The organism is Pseudomonas sp. KBS0710, assembly GCF_005938045.2.
In the GTDB taxonomy this organism is placed as follows: Bacteria; Pseudomonadota; Gammaproteobacteria; order Pseudomonadales; family Pseudomonadaceae; genus Aquipseudomonas.
In genome coordinates this window covers 4,203,002-4,219,753 of record NZ_VCCF02000001.1, presented here as the reverse complement: position 1 = coordinate 4,219,753, position 16,752 = coordinate 4,203,002, and the positions used below count along the sequence as shown (strand labels likewise).

General features: G+C 59.5%; 15 protein-coding genes and 1 pseudogene. 12 read left to right on the top strand and 4 right to left on the bottom strand.

The window, feature by feature from the left end; all coding sequences use genetic code 11:
• Nucleotides 1–66 precede the first annotated feature (66 nt).
• Nucleotides 67–360 (bottom strand): DUF3077 domain-containing protein, encoded by a 294-nt coding sequence (locus tag FFI16_RS19340; protein ID WP_138816372.1) that lies wholly within the window; start codon nt 358–360, stop codon nt 67–69.
• Nucleotides 361–600: 240 nt separating this feature from the next.
• On the opposite strand from FFI16_RS19340, the pseudogene FFI16_RS30735 reads away from it, so the two are divergent.
• Both FFI16_RS30735 and FFI16_RS19330 read left to right on the top strand, forming a co-directional pair.
• A pseudogene (locus FFI16_RS30735) lies at nt 601–690 on the top strand (amidase); the annotation flags it as partial.
• 526 nt (nt 691–1,216) lie between these two features.
• Entirely contained in the window at nt 1,217–1,861 is a 645-nt protein-coding gene (locus tag FFI16_RS19330) for a hypothetical protein (RefSeq protein ID WP_138816371.1), read from the top strand.
• Between the two features lie 206 nt (nt 1,862–2,067).
• Here the strand turns inward: FFI16_RS19330 and FFI16_RS19325 are convergent, their stop codons facing one another.
• Nucleotides 2,068–2,352 carry a DUF3077 domain-containing protein gene (locus FFI16_RS19325; protein WP_138816370.1) on the bottom strand — a complete coding sequence of 95 codons (285 nt, stop codon included), beginning with the start codon at nt 2,350–2,352 and terminating at the stop codon, nt 2,068–2,070.
• Between the two features lie 548 nt (nt 2,353–2,900).
• On the opposite strand from FFI16_RS19325, the gene FFI16_RS19320 reads away from it, so the two are divergent.
• The 6 genes from FFI16_RS19320 to FFI16_RS19295 all read left to right on the top strand — a co-directional run bounded on the left by FFI16_RS19320 (nt 2,901) and on the right by FFI16_RS19295 (nt 9,622).
• Nucleotides 2,901–4,076 (top strand): M20 aminoacylase family protein, encoded by a 1,176-nt coding sequence (locus FFI16_RS19320; RefSeq protein ID WP_138816369.1) that lies wholly within the window; start codon nt 2,901–2,903, stop codon nt 4,074–4,076.
• 59 nt (nt 4,077–4,135) lie between these two features.
• A complete protein-coding gene (locus FFI16_RS19315; protein ID WP_138816368.1) occupies nt 4,136–5,446 on the top strand; it encodes a citrate-proton symporter in 1,311 nt (436 codons plus the stop codon).
• Nucleotides 5,443–6,885 carry an amidase gene (locus tag FFI16_RS19310; protein WP_138816367.1) on the top strand — a complete coding sequence of 481 codons (1,443 nt, stop codon included), beginning with the start codon at nt 5,443–5,445 and terminating at the stop codon, nt 6,883–6,885. The genes FFI16_RS19315 and FFI16_RS19310 overlap by 4 nt, the downstream gene beginning before the upstream one ends.
• A 64-nt stretch (nt 6,886–6,949) precedes the next feature.
• On the top strand, nt 6,950–7,708 hold the full coding sequence (locus FFI16_RS19305; protein WP_017137263.1) for an IclR family transcriptional regulator: 759 nt from the start codon (nt 6,950–6,952) through the stop codon (nt 7,706–7,708).
• A 173-nt stretch (nt 7,709–7,881) separates the two neighbouring features.
• Nucleotides 7,882–8,463, top strand: a complete 582-nt coding sequence (locus FFI16_RS19300) for a YceI family protein (protein WP_138816366.1) — start codon at nt 7,882–7,884, stop codon at nt 8,461–8,463.
• Between the two features lies 1 nt (nt 8,464).
• Complete coding sequence (locus tag FFI16_RS19295) at nt 8,465–9,622, top strand: phosphatidylserine/phosphatidylglycerophosphate/cardiolipin synthase family protein (protein ID WP_138816365.1); 1,158 nt, start codon at nt 8,465–8,467, stop codon at nt 9,620–9,622.
• A gap of 145 nt (nt 9,623–9,767) precedes the next feature.
• Here the strand turns inward: FFI16_RS19295 and bglX are convergent, their stop codons facing one another.
• A complete protein-coding gene (bglX, locus tag FFI16_RS19290; RefSeq protein WP_138816364.1) occupies nt 9,768–12,059 on the bottom strand; it encodes a beta-glucosidase BglX in 2,292 nt (763 codons plus the stop codon).
• Between the two features lie 241 nt (nt 12,060–12,300).
• Between bglX and FFI16_RS19285 the strand changes: the two genes are divergently transcribed.
• The 4 genes from FFI16_RS19285 (at nt 12,301) to FFI16_RS19270 (ending at nt 15,749) form a co-directional block, all read left to right on the top strand.
• Nucleotides 12,301–12,912 carry a LemA family protein gene (locus tag FFI16_RS19285; protein ID WP_138816363.1) on the top strand — a complete coding sequence of 204 codons (612 nt, stop codon included), beginning with the start codon at nt 12,301–12,303 and terminating at the stop codon, nt 12,910–12,912.
• Between the two features lie 18 nt (nt 12,913–12,930).
• Nucleotides 12,931–13,662, top strand: a complete 732-nt coding sequence (locus tag FFI16_RS19280) for a YgcG family protein (RefSeq protein WP_138816362.1) — start codon at nt 12,931–12,933, stop codon at nt 13,660–13,662.
• A 31-nt stretch (nt 13,663–13,693) separates the two neighbouring features.
• Complete coding sequence (locus FFI16_RS19275) at nt 13,694–14,311, top strand: TPM domain-containing protein (RefSeq protein WP_138816361.1); 618 nt, start codon at nt 13,694–13,696, stop codon at nt 14,309–14,311.
• A gap of 220 nt (nt 14,312–14,531) precedes the next feature.
• Nucleotides 14,532–15,749, top strand: a complete 1,218-nt coding sequence (locus FFI16_RS19270; protein WP_138816360.1) for an SAM-dependent methyltransferase — start codon at nt 14,532–14,534, stop codon at nt 15,747–15,749.
• Nucleotides 15,750–15,755: 6 nt separating this feature from the next.
• Here the strand turns inward: FFI16_RS19270 and FFI16_RS19265 are convergent, their stop codons facing one another.
• Nucleotides 15,756–16,655 (bottom strand): DMT family transporter, encoded by a 900-nt coding sequence (locus FFI16_RS19265; protein ID WP_138816359.1) that lies wholly within the window; start codon nt 16,653–16,655, stop codon nt 15,756–15,758.
• Between the last annotated feature and the right edge of the window lie 97 nt (nt 16,656–16,752).

Genomic DNA, 16,752 nt, shown 5'->3' with positions numbered 1-16,752 from the left:
GAGCTGATCATGGGAAATGAGTAAGTCCAGGCAGGCGCCCGATGCACTGCACCGGGCGCGAACGACTTACTGCGGGGTTGGGCTGCCAGGCTGCAAGGCCAGCAGCAGATCATCGATGATGGCCTTACCCATTTCCCCCAGGTAATGCGAGGCGAATGCAAACTTCTCCGCCTTGGGGTCCATTGCGGCTTCAAGGGAGAGCATTTTTGCGTAATAGAGCACGTGGGATGCGTGTTCGAGGGCTTCTACGAGCGGAACCCCGGCGTTGACGCGGAAGAGTTTCAGGTGGCTTTTGTTTTCTCCGCAGTCTGCGAAGGTCGCGGCGCCGAGGGTTTCGGCTGAGGGTATTTCGTACGGCATATGCTTGCTCCTTTGATACAACCAAAAAGAGCTTCTTTTCTCGGGATTCCACGCCCGGTCACTGATGAGCAGCGACGGAGGCGAGGTTAACCCTATGCATGCGCCGTCGCAACCGGTGGCCAATAGCTGTCCGCAATCTGCGTTGTGTAGCGAGGGCGCTCGCTTCCGTTCGGTTGCGTAGTGGCCACCAGCCTTTTTTTTTGTACGTTTTGCGCCCCAGTGCATTCAGCGGGCAAGTTGGAGCGCTTTGAAGTCACAGCAAGCAGCTTAGGGCGCACGCATACGGCTCGGTGGATGGGTGAGCGGCAGGGGTGTCGGTTGTTGCCGTGAGGTTTGCCTTATGCCGTGTCTCATCACTGCGTCATCCCGCGCGGCAAGGCAACTTGATAGTGCGTCACTTCACTTATTCGGAGGGGGTGTGCCGAAGCGTTGGGGATTTATTAGGGAAGCGGAGAGAATCGATCGGATGTATGTGAATGGCGAAAGGTGGAAGATAAATTTTATTGCGTTGCCAAGTTAACATCACTTTGGAGTTGGGTGAGGTTTGCTTGTACGTCAGAAGACGTGTTCTGAGTGCGGGTTGAGTTGAAGTGGAATTGAGGGTGTTCAAAAAAATTATAAAAAACTGTCAATGTTGACAGGTTGCTGGCTCGTTAAGTCGACATATTATTGATGGGGCAGAATAAGTCTGCTATTTCGTAGGTTGATGGTTGAGGAGCTTTGTCATGAGTGCGACGTTCAGGATGCTCGATACTAGTCATAGAGTTAATATTCTTTCAGAATTAAAAATCTGAATGCCAAGGTTTTTTGTATTGTTTCAAATGTGTCTTTTAGTGGAGTAAAATGCCGGGTAATAATGGTCGATACTTCCAAAAGTACCTGTACTTTAAAAATATATGCACGTGTACCATATGTTGATATAGCCAGAGAGCTTGGTGTTATTGATGAGGAAGGGGAGTACGTTAAGTTTGAGGATGAAGAGATTAGCTTGCGAGCTGAAGATATTATTGATCTTGAAGTTGTTGGGTCGGATGCAATGAGTTTGGAGTTTGAAGAAGAAACAAGGTTAATTAGAAAGGTAATGCTGAGGAATGTCCCTATTGGTACTTATATTGCCTGGTGGGAAGGCGATAAGATGATACAGGGGGAGCTGATAAGAACTAATTTTGACGCAGACGAAATCACCCTTGGCTCATGGACTAGTGGCAAAGAGAGTTCTCACAATATAAGAGGTGATATGCGAGGGTTAGAGGTTCGCAACGGTCCGGGTGCAACGTTCGCAGTCCAGGAGAAAGACTTTACTCGAGATATAGGGACTTACTTTTCAAAAAGACCTGAAGAACAGTATATTCTCTATGAGGCGGTTAGGACTAGCATGCGTCAATCAATCGGCTTTGTTAGTGCAACTCTGGGGTTTGCGCAAACTGTAACGGGTGGAGTTAAGCCGGCTGATGCGGCTATAGAGAAATTTGTTGATCAGTTTGCGCCTGATGACGATTAAATATTGTTGCCCGAGAACGCTAGTGAGTGAACGTTGAGTGAGCTTTTACCGGTGTTGGTTGCACTTGCGGCCTATTGGCTTTTGAAGGGGCTTCGATTAAGTTTCAAGTTTTTCCTTCGATCAGAGGAGCGCGCCAAGCTCAATTGACGCTTATACGCAGTTAAATGCGCGCCCGATGCTATGCACTGGGCGCGTAATACTTAATGCTAGGCAGTACTGCTTGGCTGCATAGCCAGCAGCAGGTCATCGATGATGGCTTTACCCATTTCACCCAGGTAATGCGAGGCGAATGCAAACTTCTCCGCCTTGGGGTCCATGGCGGCTTCAAGGGAGAGCATTTTTGCGTAATAGAGCACGTGGGATGCATGTTCCAAGGCTTCTACGAGCGGAACCCCTGCGTTGACGCGGAACAGTTTCAGGTGGCTTTTGTTTTCTCCGCAGTCTGCGAAGGTGGCGGCGCCGATGGTTTCGGCTGACGTTGCGTTAGTCATAACTAATTCCTTTTGCATGAACAAAAAGAGCTGCCACTAACGTTTCCAGGCGAAGGGTGGCAACTGTACGCGGGCTGGAAACCGAGGCAAAAGGAACCCGGCAGACCCGAAGGTCTCCCACGTACAGCCGCCAAAAAGCACAAACTGCAGGCATAAAAAAAGCGCCTGCTGATTGTATGACGACGCTGTAGCGTCCTTAAGCATCGGGTTTCCAGGCCCGGTCACTGATGAGCAGCGACGGAGGCGAGGTTAACCCTATGTACGCGCCGTCGCAACCGGTGGCCAATAGCTGTCCGCAATCTGCGTTGTGTAGCGAGGGCGCTTGTCGGATCGCCGTACCGTCCCGTTTGACTGCGCAGCAGTTATCAGCTTTTTGGGCGCGCTTCACACCCCAGCGCAAGCAAGCTTGCTCGCCACAGGGTTATCAGGTGTCGGCCTCAGGTTCCACCCAGTGGAACCACCTTTGATTGTCCTCACGCCCACATCGCGCTTAGCTGTCGATGTGTCGCCAACAAGAACGGGACCACCCGCCTGTGAGGAGAATCACCATGCGCCCACACCAGCACATTCTGGATTGGCTCAGCGATGTCGCCAGCGACTTGCACGCTGTGCGCCACGATATCCACGCCCACCCGGAACTCGGTTTTGAAGAGAACCGCACCAGCGCGCTCGTTGCGCAGTCCTTGAAGGATTGGGGTTATGAGGTGCACACCGGCATCGGCAAAACCGGTGTGGTCGGTGTGCTGCGCAATGGCAGCAGCTCGCGCACGCTGGGGATTCGCGCCGACATGGACGCCTTGCCCATCATCGAAAACACCGGCGCGGCCTACACCAGCCAGCACGCCGGCTGCATGCACGCCTGCGGCCATGACGGCCACACCACCATGCTGCTCGGCGCCGCGCGTTACTTGGCGGCGACGCGGCAATTCGACGGCACCTTGAATCTGATTTTCCAACCCGCCGAAGAAGGCCAGGGCGGCGCCGAGGCGATGTTGGCGGATGGTTTACTGGAGCGCTTCCCGTGTGACGGTCTGTTCGGCATGCACAATATGCCGGGCTTGCCGGCGGGGCATTTGGGCTTGCGCGTCGGGCCGATGATGGCCTCGCAAGACTTACTTACGGTGACGCTGGAAGGCGTCGGCGGCCATGGTTCCATGCCGCATCTGACGGTGGATCCGCTGGTGGCGGCGGCGAGTATGGTCATGGCCTTGCAGACGGTGGTGGCGCGTAATATCGACACCCAGGAAGCCGCCGTGGTGACGGTCGGTGCGCTGCAAGCGGGGCAGGCCGCCAACGTGATTCCTCAGCAAGCGCTGTTGCGTCTGAGCCTGCGCGCACTGAATCCCAAGGTGCGTGAGCAGATGCTCGAACGGGTCAACGCGATCATCCACACCCAGGCCGCCAGCTTCGGCTGCACGGTGCAAGTCGAACACCGCCCGGCCTACCCGGTGCTGGTCAACCACGCCGAAGAAACCGAGTTTGCTCGCCAGGTCGGCATCGCCTTGCTCGGCGCCGACGCGGTAGATGGCAACACGCGCACCTTGATGGGCAGTGAAGACTTTGCCTGGATGCTGCAACGTTGCCCCGGCAGTTACCTGTTTATCGGCAACGGCGTGTCGCGGCCGATGGTGCACAACCCCGCCTATGACTTTAACGACGACATCCTGCTGACTGGCGCCGCCTATTGGGGCGCGCTGGCCGAGAGCTGGCTCAAGCCTGCCTGACGACCTTCCTTTTTCTGCCGCTGGACCCTTGCCCTTATCGGTTGAATGGAGTGTTCCTCATGCAGACTTCAAACACAGGCGTATCGCGCAGCCGCCAGGTGGTGGCGGCCGTGATCGGCAATGCGCTGGAATGGTATGACTTTATTGTTTACGGCTTTCTGGCCAGCATCATCGCCCGGCAATTCTTTCCGTCTCAGGATGAATACGCCTCTCTGCTGATGGCCTTGGCTACCTTCGGCGTGGGCTTTTTTATGCGCCCGGTGGGCGGCATCCTGCTGGGCATCTACGCCGACCGCAAAGGCCGCAAGGCCGCGATGCAGTTGATTATCCGGCTAATGACCGTGTCTATCGCGCTGATCGCCTTCGCGCCCAATTACGCCGCCATCGGCATGGGTGCGCCGTTGCTGATTGTGGTGGCGCGCATGCTTCAGGGCTTTGCCACCGGCGGCGAATATGCGAGCGCCACGGCGTTTCTGGTGGAAAGCGCACCGGCTCATCGCAAGGGTTTATATGGCTCCTGGCAGTTGGTGGGGCAATGCCTGGCGGTGTTTGGCGGCGCGGCGATGGTGGCGCTGGTCACGCACTTCTTTTCGCCCGAAACCCTCGACCTGTGGGGCTGGCGCGTGCCGTTTGTACTGGGCTTGCTGATCGGCCCGGTGGGCTTGTGGATTCGCCGGCACCTGGAAGACCCGGAAGAATTTATCGAGGCACGCAAACAGGCGACTGGCCCGGCGCCGAGCCTGATGGACGTGCTGCGCGAGCATCGGCGCAGCATCCTCGTGTCCATGGGCTTGGCCTGCGGGGCGACGGTGTCGTTCTACGTGGTACTGGTGAACATGCCGACCTTCGCGCACAAGAGTCTCGGTTTGCCGCTGGACCAGGTGCTGATGGTGCAGATGTTTGCGGTGGCGCTGATGACCGTAGTGATTCCGCTGTCCGGCATGCTCTCGGATCATCTGGGGCGGCGGCCGGTATTGATGGCCTTCACCTTGGCGTTCTTTGTGATGGTTTATCCGCTGTACGTGTGGGTGGCCGCCGCGCCGTCCATCGAGCGCTTACTGGTGATGCAAGTGCTGCTGTGCACGGCCATCGGCGGGTTTTTCGGCCCGGCACCGACGGCGCTGGCCGAGCAGTTTCCGATTGAGGTGAGGTCGACCGGTGTGTCGGTGGCCTATAACGTCGCTGTCATGGTGTTCGGCGGTTTCGCACCGTTGATCGTGACCTGGCTGACTAAAGTGCTCGGCACGCCAGTGGCGCCGTCGTTTTATGTACTGTTCGCTTGCGTGCTGACGTTGATGGGCACTTACTGCATGCACGAAGCCCCACGGGCAAAGAAACCGCTGCCGTTTTCCAATGAGGTGAAGCCTTGAGTCGTGTTGATTGGGATGCCACGCAACTGTCGCAAGCGATCCATGCGCGGCAGGTGTCGTGTGAAGAAGTGATGGGCGACTACCTGGCGCAGATCCAGCGTTTTAACCCGAGTGTGAATGCGCTGGTGTCGCTGCGCGATGCTGATGAAGTGCTGGCCGAAGCCCGCGCTTGTGATCGTGAGTTGGACCAGGGCCAATCCCGTGGCTGGATGCACGGCATGCCCCAGGCGATCAAGGATTTGGCCGCTACGAAGGGCTTGCGCACCACACTCGGTTCGCCGCTGTTCGCCGACCACGTGCCCACCGAAGATGCGATCAGCGTGGCGCGCGTACGGGCCAGCGGCGCAATTATTATCGGCAAGACCAACGTGCCGGAGTTCGGCCTCGGCTCACAGACCTACAACACGCTGTTCGGCACCACCGGCAATGCCTATGACCCAAGCTTGGTGGCCGGCGGCAGCAGCGGCGGGGCGGCGGTGGCGCTGGCGTTGCGCATGCTGCCGGTGGCCGATGGCAGCGACATGATGGGCTCGCTGCGCAACCCGGCGGCGTTCAACAACGTGTTCGGCCTGCGCCCGTCCCAAGGGCGCGTGCCCCACGGGCCGATGCCAGAGTTGTTTGTGCAGCAATTGGGCACCGAAGGCCCGATGGGCCGCAGTGTGACGGATGTGGCGACGCTATTGAGCATTCAGGCCGGTTACGACCCACGGGTGCCGCTCTCATCCAAGGACGATCCATCGGTGTTCGGCCAGCCGTTGCAGCGCGATTTCAAAGGTGTACGCCTGGGCTGGTTGGGGGATTACAACGGCTACCTGCCGATGGACGAGGGTGTGATGAGCCTGTGCGAATCGGCCCTTGGCGATTTTGCTGCGCTGGGCTGCGAGGTTGAAAGCTGCCAGCCGGAGTTTTCCCCGGCGCGTCTATGGCGCTGCTGGCTGGTGCATCGCCATTGGTTGGTACACGGCAACCTCGGTGCGGCCTACGCCAACCCGCAAAAACGCGCGTTGCTCAAACCCGAAGCGCAATGGGAAGTGGAGGGCGGGCGGGACTTGAGCGCGCAGCAGGTGTATCAGGCTTCAGTGGACCGCAGCGAGTGGTATCGCGCCTTGGCCAAGCTGTTTGAGCGTTACGATTTCCTGCTGTTGCCCACCGCTCAAGTGTTCCCTTTTGATGCACAACAGGCGTGGCCGCGCCGTGTGGGCGGGCGCGAAATGGACACCTATCACCGGTGGATGGAAGTGGTGATCGGCCCTACGTTGGCAGGCTTGCCGAGCATGAGCATTCCGGTGGGCTTTAATCCTCAAGGCTTGCCCATGGGCTTGCAGATTATCGGCCCGGCCCAGGCGGACCGGGCAGTGTTGCAATTGGCTTATGCCCATGAACAACTGACGCAATGGGTACAACGGCGCCCGCCCACGTGCCTTGAATCGACGAGTTGACCTGCGATCGGGCCTGTATCTTGCTGTGAAAAATGATCATCCACCGGCAACAGGGAGATCGAACATGGAGACAGGCACGGTACGCTCGGTTGAGCGCGCACTCGCCATCGTCGAGTTGCTCGGCGAACACCAGGCCTTGGGGCTGGAGGAGTTGCACTACCTCACACGCTTGCCCAAGGCCACGGTGTCGCGCATGTTGCTGACCTTGCAGGAACAGGGTTGGGTCTATCGCGGCCTCAGCGACCGCCGTTACCGCCTGCGCGCCCAGCGTTTGTTCGGCGACACTCAGCAACGTTTCAAGCGCCAAGTGGTGGAAAGCGCCGCGCCCTGGCTGCTGGAACTCAGCGAGCGCACCGGGCTGGTGGTGGATTTATCCTGCTTTGATGGTGAGCGCCTGGAAGTCATGGAAAGCGCGATCCCCAGCGTGTTGCGCAAGCTGTACCCCAACAATTGCCAGATCGTCGGCCAGCACGCCAGCCTGTTTCATTCGGCGATGGGCAAGGCGTGCCTGACGCAATTGCCCGTTGAAGAGGTGCAGCGTCTGGCGGGCCGCGATCATGTGGCGGCTGACGAGCAGGTGCATACCTGCGAGCAAACCCAGCACCAGGGGTTTGGCCAGCGCACTGAGGGCTATTGGGAATATCCGGTGCGCCTGCCGTTTCTGATTCGTGCGGTGGCCTTGCCGGTGCAGGCCAATGGGCGGCTGGTAGGCAGCATGGCGTTGCACTGGCCGATGCATCAGGCGCCGGTGGAGCGCGTATTGAACCTGCACATGGCCAGCCTCGAAGCGACGGTGCGCGATGTGCAGCGGGCGTTGATCTGAAGGCAACCACCGAACCCTGTGGGAGCTGGCTTGCCTGCGATAGCGGCAGGTCAGTCACCCTTGCTGCTGGCTGTGCCGCCGTCATCGCAGGCAAGCCAGCTCCCACATTGGATTTGCGCCGCTTGTGAGATTGCGCTTAAGGTTCGTGCAGGTTTTTTGCCCCATGAGTTTATATGTTCAATCTCAAACCCCTGGCCTTCACGCTGCTGACGTGTGCCGCCTTGCCGGCTCACGCCGACTGGTACCTGGATAACGAATCCTCGCGCCTGTCGTTCGTCACCACCAAGAACACCGAGATTGCCGAGGTGCATCGCTTCCTGGTGTTGCACGGCAAGGTCGACAGCAAAGGCGCGGCGCAGCTTGAGGTCGAGATGGAGTCGATCAACAGCGGCATTCCGCTGCGCGATGAGCGCATGCGCAATGATCTGTTCCAGATCAAGACCTTCCCCGAAGCGCAGATCAGCACGCAGATTAATCTGCAACCGATCAATGACCTGGCCCCCGGCGCGCAAATTGAATTGCGTCTGCCACTGTCAGTGACTTTGCATGGCAAGACCCAGACCTACAGCGCCGAATTGCTCGCCACGCGGCTGGATGACCGGCGCTTTCAGGTGGTGACCCTGGAACCGGTGGTGCTGCATGCCGAGGATTTCGATTTAGTGCCGGGTGTGGCGGCGCTGCGCAAGGCGGCCGGCTTGGCGTCGATCAGTTTGTCGGTGCCGGTCGGTGCGGTGCTGATTTTCACGGCGCGCTGACATGAGCGGCGCAGTGTTCCCGTGGCGCAGCGCCAACCGCTTCGAGTTGCTGGTCGACGGGCCGAGTTTCTTCCCGCAGATGCTGGTGGGCATTGCCCGTGCTGAGCGGCAAGTCGATCTGGAGTTGTACCTGGTGGAGGCTGGCGCCTGCGCCGAAGCCATGGTTCAGGCATTGGTGCAAGCCGCTGAGCGCGGCGTGCAGGTGCGCTGCCTGTTTGATGATTACGGCAGCCTGGCCTTCACGTTGGGGCTGCGTAAACGTCTGACTGACGCGGGCGTGGAACTGCGCTTCTACAATCGCCTGAGCTGGCGCCGCTGGATGCGCAACCTGTACCGCGATCATCGCAAACTGCTGCTGATCGACCAGAACATCGCCGTGGTCGGCGGCACTGGTGTCACCGATGAGTTCTGGACGCCAGGGCAAGAAATCGCCGACTGGCATGAAGTGATGGTGCAGATCAGCGGCCCGTTGGTGCTGGACTGGCAGGCATTGTTCGACCGCCAATGGCACGCCAACGCGGCGCGCCGTGAGTGGAAACCTGCCACCCACTTCGGTTTGCCGCGTTTGCCCAAGGTGCCCGCCACCGGGCCTGGCCTGGGCCGCGTGGCCTATGCCGATGCCCGTCAGCACCGCGATATTTTACAGTCGCTGATCCGCGCGCTGAACAGCAGCAAATCGCGCATCTGGCTGGCCACCCCGTATTTTCTGCCGACCTGGAGTGTACGCCGTGCCTTGCGCCGGGCGGCTGGGCGCGGTGTAGACGTGCGGTTATTGCTCACTGGCCCGCGCACCGATCACCCATCGGTGCGTTATGCCGGGCACCGTTATTACCCGCGTTTGCTGCGCGCTGGCGTGCAGATCTTTGAATACCAGCCGTGCTTTTTGCACCTGAAAATGGTGCTGGTGGATGATTGGGTGAGCGTCGGCTCGTGCAATTTCGACCACTGGAATTTGCGCTTCAACCTTGAGGCCAACCTGGAAGCGCTGGACCCAGAGTTGACCCTGGCGGTGGCGGGCAGTTTCGAGCGCGATTTTGTAAAGAGCCAGGCGGTGAGCCTCGAGGCGTGGAAGGCGCGGCCACTGTGGCGGCGGGTGAAGCAGCGGGTGTGGGGCTGGATTGATCGGTTGGTGGTTAACTTGCTGGATCGGCGCGGCTGAACAGGCTACTGAGATCAAATGTGGGAGCTGGCTTGCCTGCGATAACATCACCTCAGTACACCTGACACACCGAGGTGCCTGCATCGCAGGCAAGCCAGCTCCCACAAAAGCCAGCTCCCACACTGGCCGCATTTACAGTTTTAGATCAGAGCAGCTCAAACGTCTGCTGCTGCACGTCCTGGGAATCCAACCCGATCTGCACATTGAACTCACCCGGTTCCGCCGCGAACTTGAGCTGGGTGTTGTAGAACTTCAAGTCTTCCTCGGTGATGGTGAAGTGCAGCGTGCGCTCTTCACCGGCCTTGAGCATGACCTTCTGGAAGTTCTTCAGCTCTTTGACCGGGCGGATCATCGAGCCGGCCACATCTTGGATATACAACTGCACAACGGTTTCGCCATCGACCTTGCCGGTGTTTTTCACGGTGACGCTGGCGTCGAGCTTGCCGGTCTTGTTCAGGGTGGTGGACGACAGCGCCATGTCCGACAGGCTGAATGTGGTGTAGCTCAGGCCATAACCGAACGGGAACAGCGGCCCGGTAACGTCATCGAAGTACTGCGAGGTGTAGTTGCCCGGCTTGCCAGGGGTGAACGGCCGGCCGATGCTCAGGTGGTTGTAGTAGGTCGGAATCTGCCCCACCGAGCGGGGGAAGGTGATCGGCAGCTTGCCGGATGGGTTGTAGTCACCGAACAGCACGTCGGCGATGGCGTTGCCGCCTTCGGTGCCGGCAAACCAGGTTTCCAGGATCGCGTCAGCTTCTTTATTTTCATCCACAATCGACAGCGGGCGGCCGTTCATCAGCACCAGGACCAGCGGTTTGCCGGTGGCTTTGAGCGCTTTGATCAGGTCGCGCTGGCTTTGCGGAATATTCAGGTCGGTGCGGCTGGAGGACTCGTGGGACATGCCACGGGACTCGCCTACGGCCGCGACCACTACGTCGGCTGCTTTGGCGGCCTTGACCGCCTCGTCGATCATCACCTGGGCAGGGCGGGTGTCGTCGACCACTTCCGGCGCATCGAAGTTGAGGAAGTTGAGGTAGTCGACCACGGCCTTGTCGTTGGTGATGTTGGCGCCACGGGCGTAGATGATTTTGCCTTTGTCGCCGATTACAGCGTTCATGCCGTCCAGCAGCGTGACGGATTGCTCAGGCTTACCCGCGGCAGCCCAACTGCCCATCATGTCGATCGGTGCCTTGGCCAGCGGGCCTACCAGCGCGATGGTCGCGGTTTTTTTCAGCGGCAGGGTGTTGTTGTGGTTTTTCAGCAAGACCTGGCTGCGGCGGGCGATATCGCGCGCATCGCTGCGGTGCAGGCGGCTTTCGGCATAGGTGTCGGCCGGGTCGTCTTCGGCCTTGCCGATGCGCAGGTACGGGTCTTTGAACAGGCCCATGTCGTACTTGGCGCCGAGCACTTCGCGCACGGCATTGTCGATGTCGCTTTGCTCGATTTCGCCGGACTTGAGCAACCCAGGCAGTTCCTTGCCATACAGCGAGTCGTTCATGCTCATGTCGATGCCGGCCTTGATTGCCAGCTTGGCCGCTTCACGCCCGTCCTTGGCCACGCCATGCTTGATCAGCTCGAAGATCGCGCCATGGTCGCTCACCGCCAAGCCTTTGAAGCCCCAGTCTTTGCGCAGCAGGTCGTTCATCAGCCAGGTGTTGGCGGTGGCCGGTACGCCGTTGATCGAATTCAGCGCCACCATCACACCGCCGGAACCGGCCTTGATCGCCGCGTGGTACGGCGGCAGGTAGTCCTGGTACATCTTGACCGGGCTCATGTCGACCACGTTGTAGTCGCGACCGCCTTCCACCGCGCCATACAGGGCGAAGTGCTTGACGCTGGCCATGATGCTGTCGGCATTTGCCGGGCTTACGCCCTGGAAGGCCTTGACCATCACTTCGGCAATGCGCGAGACCAGGTAGGTGTCTTCACCAAAACCTTCGGAGGTGCGGCCCCAGCGTGGGTCGCGGGAGATGTCGACCATCGGCGCAAAGGTGATGTCGAGGCTGTCGGCGGCGGCTTCCTGGGCGGCGATGCGCCCGGAGCGGCCGATGGCGTCCATGTCCCAGCTGGAGGCCAGGGCCAGGCTGATCGGGAAGATGGTGCGGTGACCATGGATCACGTCATAGGCGAAGAACATCGGGATCTTCAACCGGCTGTGCATGGCCGCGTCCTGCATCGGACGGTTTTCCGGACGGGTGATCGAGTTGAAGGTACCGCCGATGCGCCCGGCGGCGATTTCCTTGCGGATCAGTTCGCGGGGCATTTCCGGGCCGATGCTGATCAGGCGCAATTGGCCGATCTTTTCATCCAGGGTCATCTGCTTGAGCAGGTCGCTGACGAAGGCGTCCTTGTCTTTAAGCGCAGCAGGCTTTGTTTCTGCCCATACGGGATGACTGGCCAGAGTGGCAACAAGGCCGAGCAAACACAGCTTTTTCATGAATATCCTTTTTCGGCTACTGCACAGCGAAATTGCGCCGGTCTGCCAAAATGTGGGGGAACCTATGTTGTTGTTCGAGTGTTATTGCAGTAAATGCACGACACTTGTGAACTCTTATTCGCGCTGGGCATCTTTTTAGCTGATTGGCTCGACGCAATCCAGTGGTGGCGGATTATGCCCCAAGCGCGCGGTTTATAGGGTTAGTCGTCACATTCCATTCAGATTGGGCAGGAGAAACACTATGCAAGCAGCACAAAGTTACCGCTGGGGCTTCAAGGCCGCGGCTTTGCTACTGATCAGCACGGTGCTGAGCGGTTGCGGCATCAATACCATTCCGACCCTGGACGAACAGGCCAAGGCCGCCTGGGGCCAGGTGCAGAACCAGTACCAACGCCGCGCCGACCTGATTCCCAACCTGGTGGAAGTGGTCAAGGGCTATGCGGCCCATGAGCAAGACACCCTTACTGCCGTGATCGAAGCGCGAGCCAAGGCCACCTCGATTCAGGTGGATGCCAGCACCCTCGACAACCCGGAAAAACTCAAGCAGTTCCAGCAAGCCCAGGACGGCCTGAGCGGTGCACTTAGCCGTTTGATGGTGGTGTCCGAGCGCTACCCGGACCTCAAAGCCAACCAGAACTTCCTGGCGTTGCAGTCTCAGCTTGAAGGCACCGAAAACCGTATCGCCGTGGCCCGTCGCGACTTCATCCAGGCGGTGCAGGCCTACAACACCGAGATCCGCACCTTCCCGGGCCGCCTGTGGCACAGCGTGATGTACAGCGACTTGCCGATCCGCGCTACGTTTGAGGCCACCAGTGCCGACGCCGATAAAGCGCCGCAAGTGAAGTTCAAATAAGGCTTCTCTGAGGTGTCGATGCGTTTATTACGGATAGGCTTGGCACTGTGGCTGCTGGCCTGCGTGGGTGCGGCCCAGGCGGCGCTGACCTTCCCGGCCTTGACCGGGCGGGTGGTGGACAGCGCGCAGATGATCGACCCGGCGGTACGTGCGCAGTTGACTCAGCAATTGCAGGCGCTGGAGCAAACTTCGGGCGACCAGATCGTGGTGGTGACCGTGCCCGACCTGCAAGGCGTGCCCATTGAGGACTACGGTTATCAATTGGGCCGCCAGTGGGGCATCGGCCAGAAGGGCAAGGACAATGGCGCGCTGTTGATCGTCGCCCGTGATGAGCGCAAATTGCGCATCGAAGTTGGCTACGGCCTCGAAGGCGTGCTGACCGATGCGCAGTCGTGGGTGATCATCAACCAGGTGATCGCGCCCAAGTTCAAGGCCGGCGATTACAGCCAGGGCATCAGCGACGGTGTTGCGGCCATGATTCAGGTGGTGGGCGGCGAGCCGCTGGCCGTGCCGGCCCATGTGGCGGATGCGAATTTTGCCAAGGATAATCCGGGGCTTTCCATCGGCTTGTTCATCCTGTTGATCGGCGTGTTGTGGTTGTGTAATCGGCTGGGGCTGCCCGTTGGCGCTATCCTGCTGGCGATCCTCAGCAGCAGTGGGCGCGGCGGCGGCGGTGGCGGGGGAGGCGGTGGTGGCTTCAGAGGCGGCGGCGGTGGTTTTGGCGGCGGTGGTGCCTCAGGTGGCTGGTAATGACAATAACTAGAACAGAGCATCTACAACCATGGCATTACTGACTGAACACGAGCAGCGCCAAGTCGCCGAAGCGATCGCACGCGTTGAAAAAACCACCGATGCCGAGCTGGTCACCGTACTGGCCGCGCGTGCCGATGATTACGCCTATATCCCGCTGCTGTGGGCCAGCCTGATCGCCCTGGTGGTGCCGGGCATCGTGCACTACCTGTCGGGTTACCTGACCATGTACACCTTGCTGTTGGCGCAATGGGCGACCTTCATTGTGCTGTGCCTGGTGTTTCGCCTGCCCAAGGTCACCACCCGTTTGATCCCGCGTTCGGTACGCCACTGGCGCGCGTCGAACCTGGCGCGGCGACAGTTCCTGGAGCAAAACCTGCACCACACGCTGGGCAGCACCGGCGTGCTGATTTTTGTCAGCGAGGCGGAGCGGTATGTGGAAATCCTGGTGGACGACGGTATTTCCAGGCACCTGGATGACGACAGCTGGGATGGCATCGTCAAGGCGTTCACCCAGCAGGTGAAGCAGGGGCAGACGCTGGCGGGGTTTATTGATTGCATCGAAGCGTGTGGCGAGCTGCTAAAGGTGCATGTGCCGGTGACGCAGACGCGTAATGAGTTGCCTAACCGGTTGATCGTGCTGGAGTAACTCCAGACAACGCAATTTTAAATGTGGGAGCGGGCTTGCTCGCGAATGCGGTGGGTCAGCTCCATATAAGTTGGCTGACACTGCGCATTCGCGAGCAAGCCCGCTCCCACATGGGTTCTGTGCAGCCCATGGGATTTGACCGTTGATCAAATAACCCCGTGCCCTAAACCTTCATCCCCCCTAAAATGCCCGGCATTCTTTGCCCGAGGCGTTTTTGTTCATGTCTGTCACCGTTCAACCTGCCAGCCCTGCGCCGGATCATCACGCCCAGTTCATCGAACTGCTGAGCGCAAGCCTCGCGCAGAACGCGTTTATCAAGCTGGTGCTGGCCAAGTACGTCGGCGAAGAGGCCGAGTTGCAGCGGCTGATCATCAAGTCTGTGACGGTCAAGGAGCAGGCGTGCCTGTCCTTTGTCTATCGCTACAAGACCCGTGACATCACCAAGAACTTCCCTTTGGCCGACGGCGTGGCGGCGATTGCTGCGCTGCTGCCGGCGTCGTTCAAGAATGCGCACCTGTTGTCGCTGACCGACGAAGCCCAACTGGAATACAGCAAAAAGAACAAAAGCTCGCTGTTCAAAAGCAAGCCGCAGCAATTGCGCGAGGCGCCTTCGGCTGAACATAACCGCGAGAAAAACCGCTTCCTCGACTTGAGCCGACCCTTCCTCGCTGACCTGGGTGTCACCGACGCCAAGCAGGCGTTGATCCCGTCGATGTCGCGCAAGTGGAAGCAGATCAACAAGTTCATCGAAGTGTTCAGCCATGCGCTGACCTCATCGCCGTTGAAGCTCGACCAGCCGGTGCGCGTGGCGGATTTCGGTTCGGGCAAGGGCTACCTCACGTTCGCCATCCACGATTACCTGCGCAACACCCTCAAGGCCGAGGGCGAGGTGACAGGCGTGGAATTGCGTGAAGACATGGTGACCCTGTGCAACGCCGCCGCCGCGCGCCTGGAGCATCCGGGGCTGGTGTTCAAGTGTGGTGATGTGCGCAGCGTGGCGCCCAGCGAACTGGAGGTGATGATCGCCCTGCATGCCTGCGATATCGCCACCGACTACGCGATCCACACCGGCATACGCTCCGGTGCGTCGATCATCATGTGTTCGCCGTGCTGCCACAAACAGATCCGCCTGCAGATCCAGAGCCCCGTGCTGCTCAAGCCGATGCTGCAATACGGCCTGCACTTGGGCCAGCAGGCGGAAATGGTCACCGACAGCTTGCGTGCGTTGTACCTTGAGGCCTGTGGCTATGAGACCAAGGTGTTTGAGTTCATCTCGTTGGAACACACCAACAAGAACAAGATGATTCTGGCGGTCAAGCGGGCAGAGCCTGTGGACAACGCGCAACTGTTGGAAAAAATCCAGGAGCTGAAGGCGTTCTACCACATCAGCGAACACTGCCTGGAAACCCTGCTGCGCGCGGATGGTTATTTAGGCTGAACACATTCAGACCGCATTCATCTTTGAGGTCGGCGCAGGCTGCACCGCCGTCTTGCGCCCGAGCATCACCGTCACGATCACGCCACACGCAAACACCCAGGTAATCGGCTCGATATGTTCACCAAAGAACAACGCCGAAAACGCGATGGTGAAGAAAATCTGCAACAGCTGGATCTGGCTGACCCGCGCAATGCCGCCCATGGCCAGCCCGGCGTACCAGGCAAAGAACCCCAGGAACTGCGAGAACAGCGACACATAACCAAACGCCCACCAGGTGTGCATGGAAATCGCGCCCTGGTGCTGCGCGGCCAGGTACCACACCGGGCCGATCAATACGGGCGTCGACAGCACCAGCGCCCAGCAGATCACTTGCCAGCCGCCCATCTCCTTGGCCAACCGGCCGCCTTCGGCATACCCCAGGCCGCCCAGGGCGATTGCAGCGAACATCAACAAATCCCCGGCTTGAATACTGCCGGCGCCCGTGATCAACGCGTAACTCAGCACCAGCGCACTGCCCAGCGCCGCGCAGGCCCAGAAAGCTTTCGACGGCCGCTCATGGGACAGCCACGCCGCATACAGCGCTACGCACAGCGGCTGCAAACCGTTGACCAGCGCACCATGGGACGCCGGCAAGGTTTGCATGGCCCAGGCCGAGAGCACGGGGAAGCCCAGGATCACACCGAGGATGACCAGGCTCAGCCCGCGCACCTGGCGCCAGGTTGGCCAGCTTTCTCGGCGCCACAGCAACAGCGCCGCCGCCGGGATTGCCGCGAATAGCGCACGGCCAAGGCCGTTGAGCAAGGGGTGGATTTCCTGCACCACAATGCGAGTGAAGGGCAATGTCAGGCTGAAGATAACGACGCCCAGCAGGCCGAGGGCCATGCCGGTATTTTCGCGCGAGCTCATGAGTGGGGACCAGAATCTGGAGGGCTTCAAGGGAAGCCCATCTAGCCACAACCCCCGCCGATTGCGGGCCTACAGCTGGTCGCAGATTTATCCGTAC

Bases quoted from the DNA above. Each gene is read 5' to 3' on its own strand.
- FFI16_RS19340 (WP_138816372.1), bottom strand. From the start codon at position 360: ATGCCGTACGAAATACCCTCAGCCGAAACCCTCGGCGCCGCGACCTTC.
- FFI16_RS19330 (WP_138816371.1), top strand. From the start codon at position 1,217: ATGGTCGATACTTCCAAAAGTACCTGTACTTTAAAAATATATGCACGT.
- FFI16_RS19325 (WP_138816370.1), bottom strand. From the start codon at position 2,352: ATGACTAACGCAACGTCAGCCGAAACCATCGGCGCCGCCACCTTCGCA.
- FFI16_RS19320 (WP_138816369.1), top strand. From the start codon at position 2,901: ATGCGCCCACACCAGCACATTCTGGATTGGCTCAGCGATGTCGCCAGC.
- FFI16_RS19315 (WP_138816368.1), top strand. From the start codon at position 4,136: ATGCAGACTTCAAACACAGGCGTATCGCGCAGCCGCCAGGTGGTGGCG.
- FFI16_RS19305 (WP_017137263.1), top strand. From the start codon at position 6,950: ATGGAGACAGGCACGGTACGCTCGGTTGAGCGCGCACTCGCCATCGTC.
- FFI16_RS19300 (WP_138816366.1), top strand. From the start codon at position 7,882: ATGTTCAATCTCAAACCCCTGGCCTTCACGCTGCTGACGTGTGCCGCC.
- FFI16_RS19295 (WP_138816365.1), top strand. From the start codon at position 8,465: ATGAGCGGCGCAGTGTTCCCGTGGCGCAGCGCCAACCGCTTCGAGTTG.
- bglX (WP_138816364.1), bottom strand. From the start codon at position 12,059: ATGAAAAAGCTGTGTTTGCTCGGCCTTGTTGCCACTCTGGCCAGTCAT.
- FFI16_RS19285 (WP_138816363.1), top strand. From the start codon at position 12,301: ATGCAAGCAGCACAAAGTTACCGCTGGGGCTTCAAGGCCGCGGCTTTG.
- FFI16_RS19280 (WP_138816362.1), top strand. From the start codon at position 12,931: ATGCGTTTATTACGGATAGGCTTGGCACTGTGGCTGCTGGCCTGCGTG.
- FFI16_RS19275 (WP_138816361.1), top strand. From the start codon at position 13,694: ATGGCATTACTGACTGAACACGAGCAGCGCCAAGTCGCCGAAGCGATC.
- FFI16_RS19270 (WP_138816360.1), top strand. From the start codon at position 14,532: ATGTCTGTCACCGTTCAACCTGCCAGCCCTGCGCCGGATCATCACGCC.
- FFI16_RS19265 (WP_138816359.1), bottom strand. From the start codon at position 16,655: ATGAGCTCGCGCGAAAATACCGGCATGGCCCTCGGCCTGCTGGGCGTC.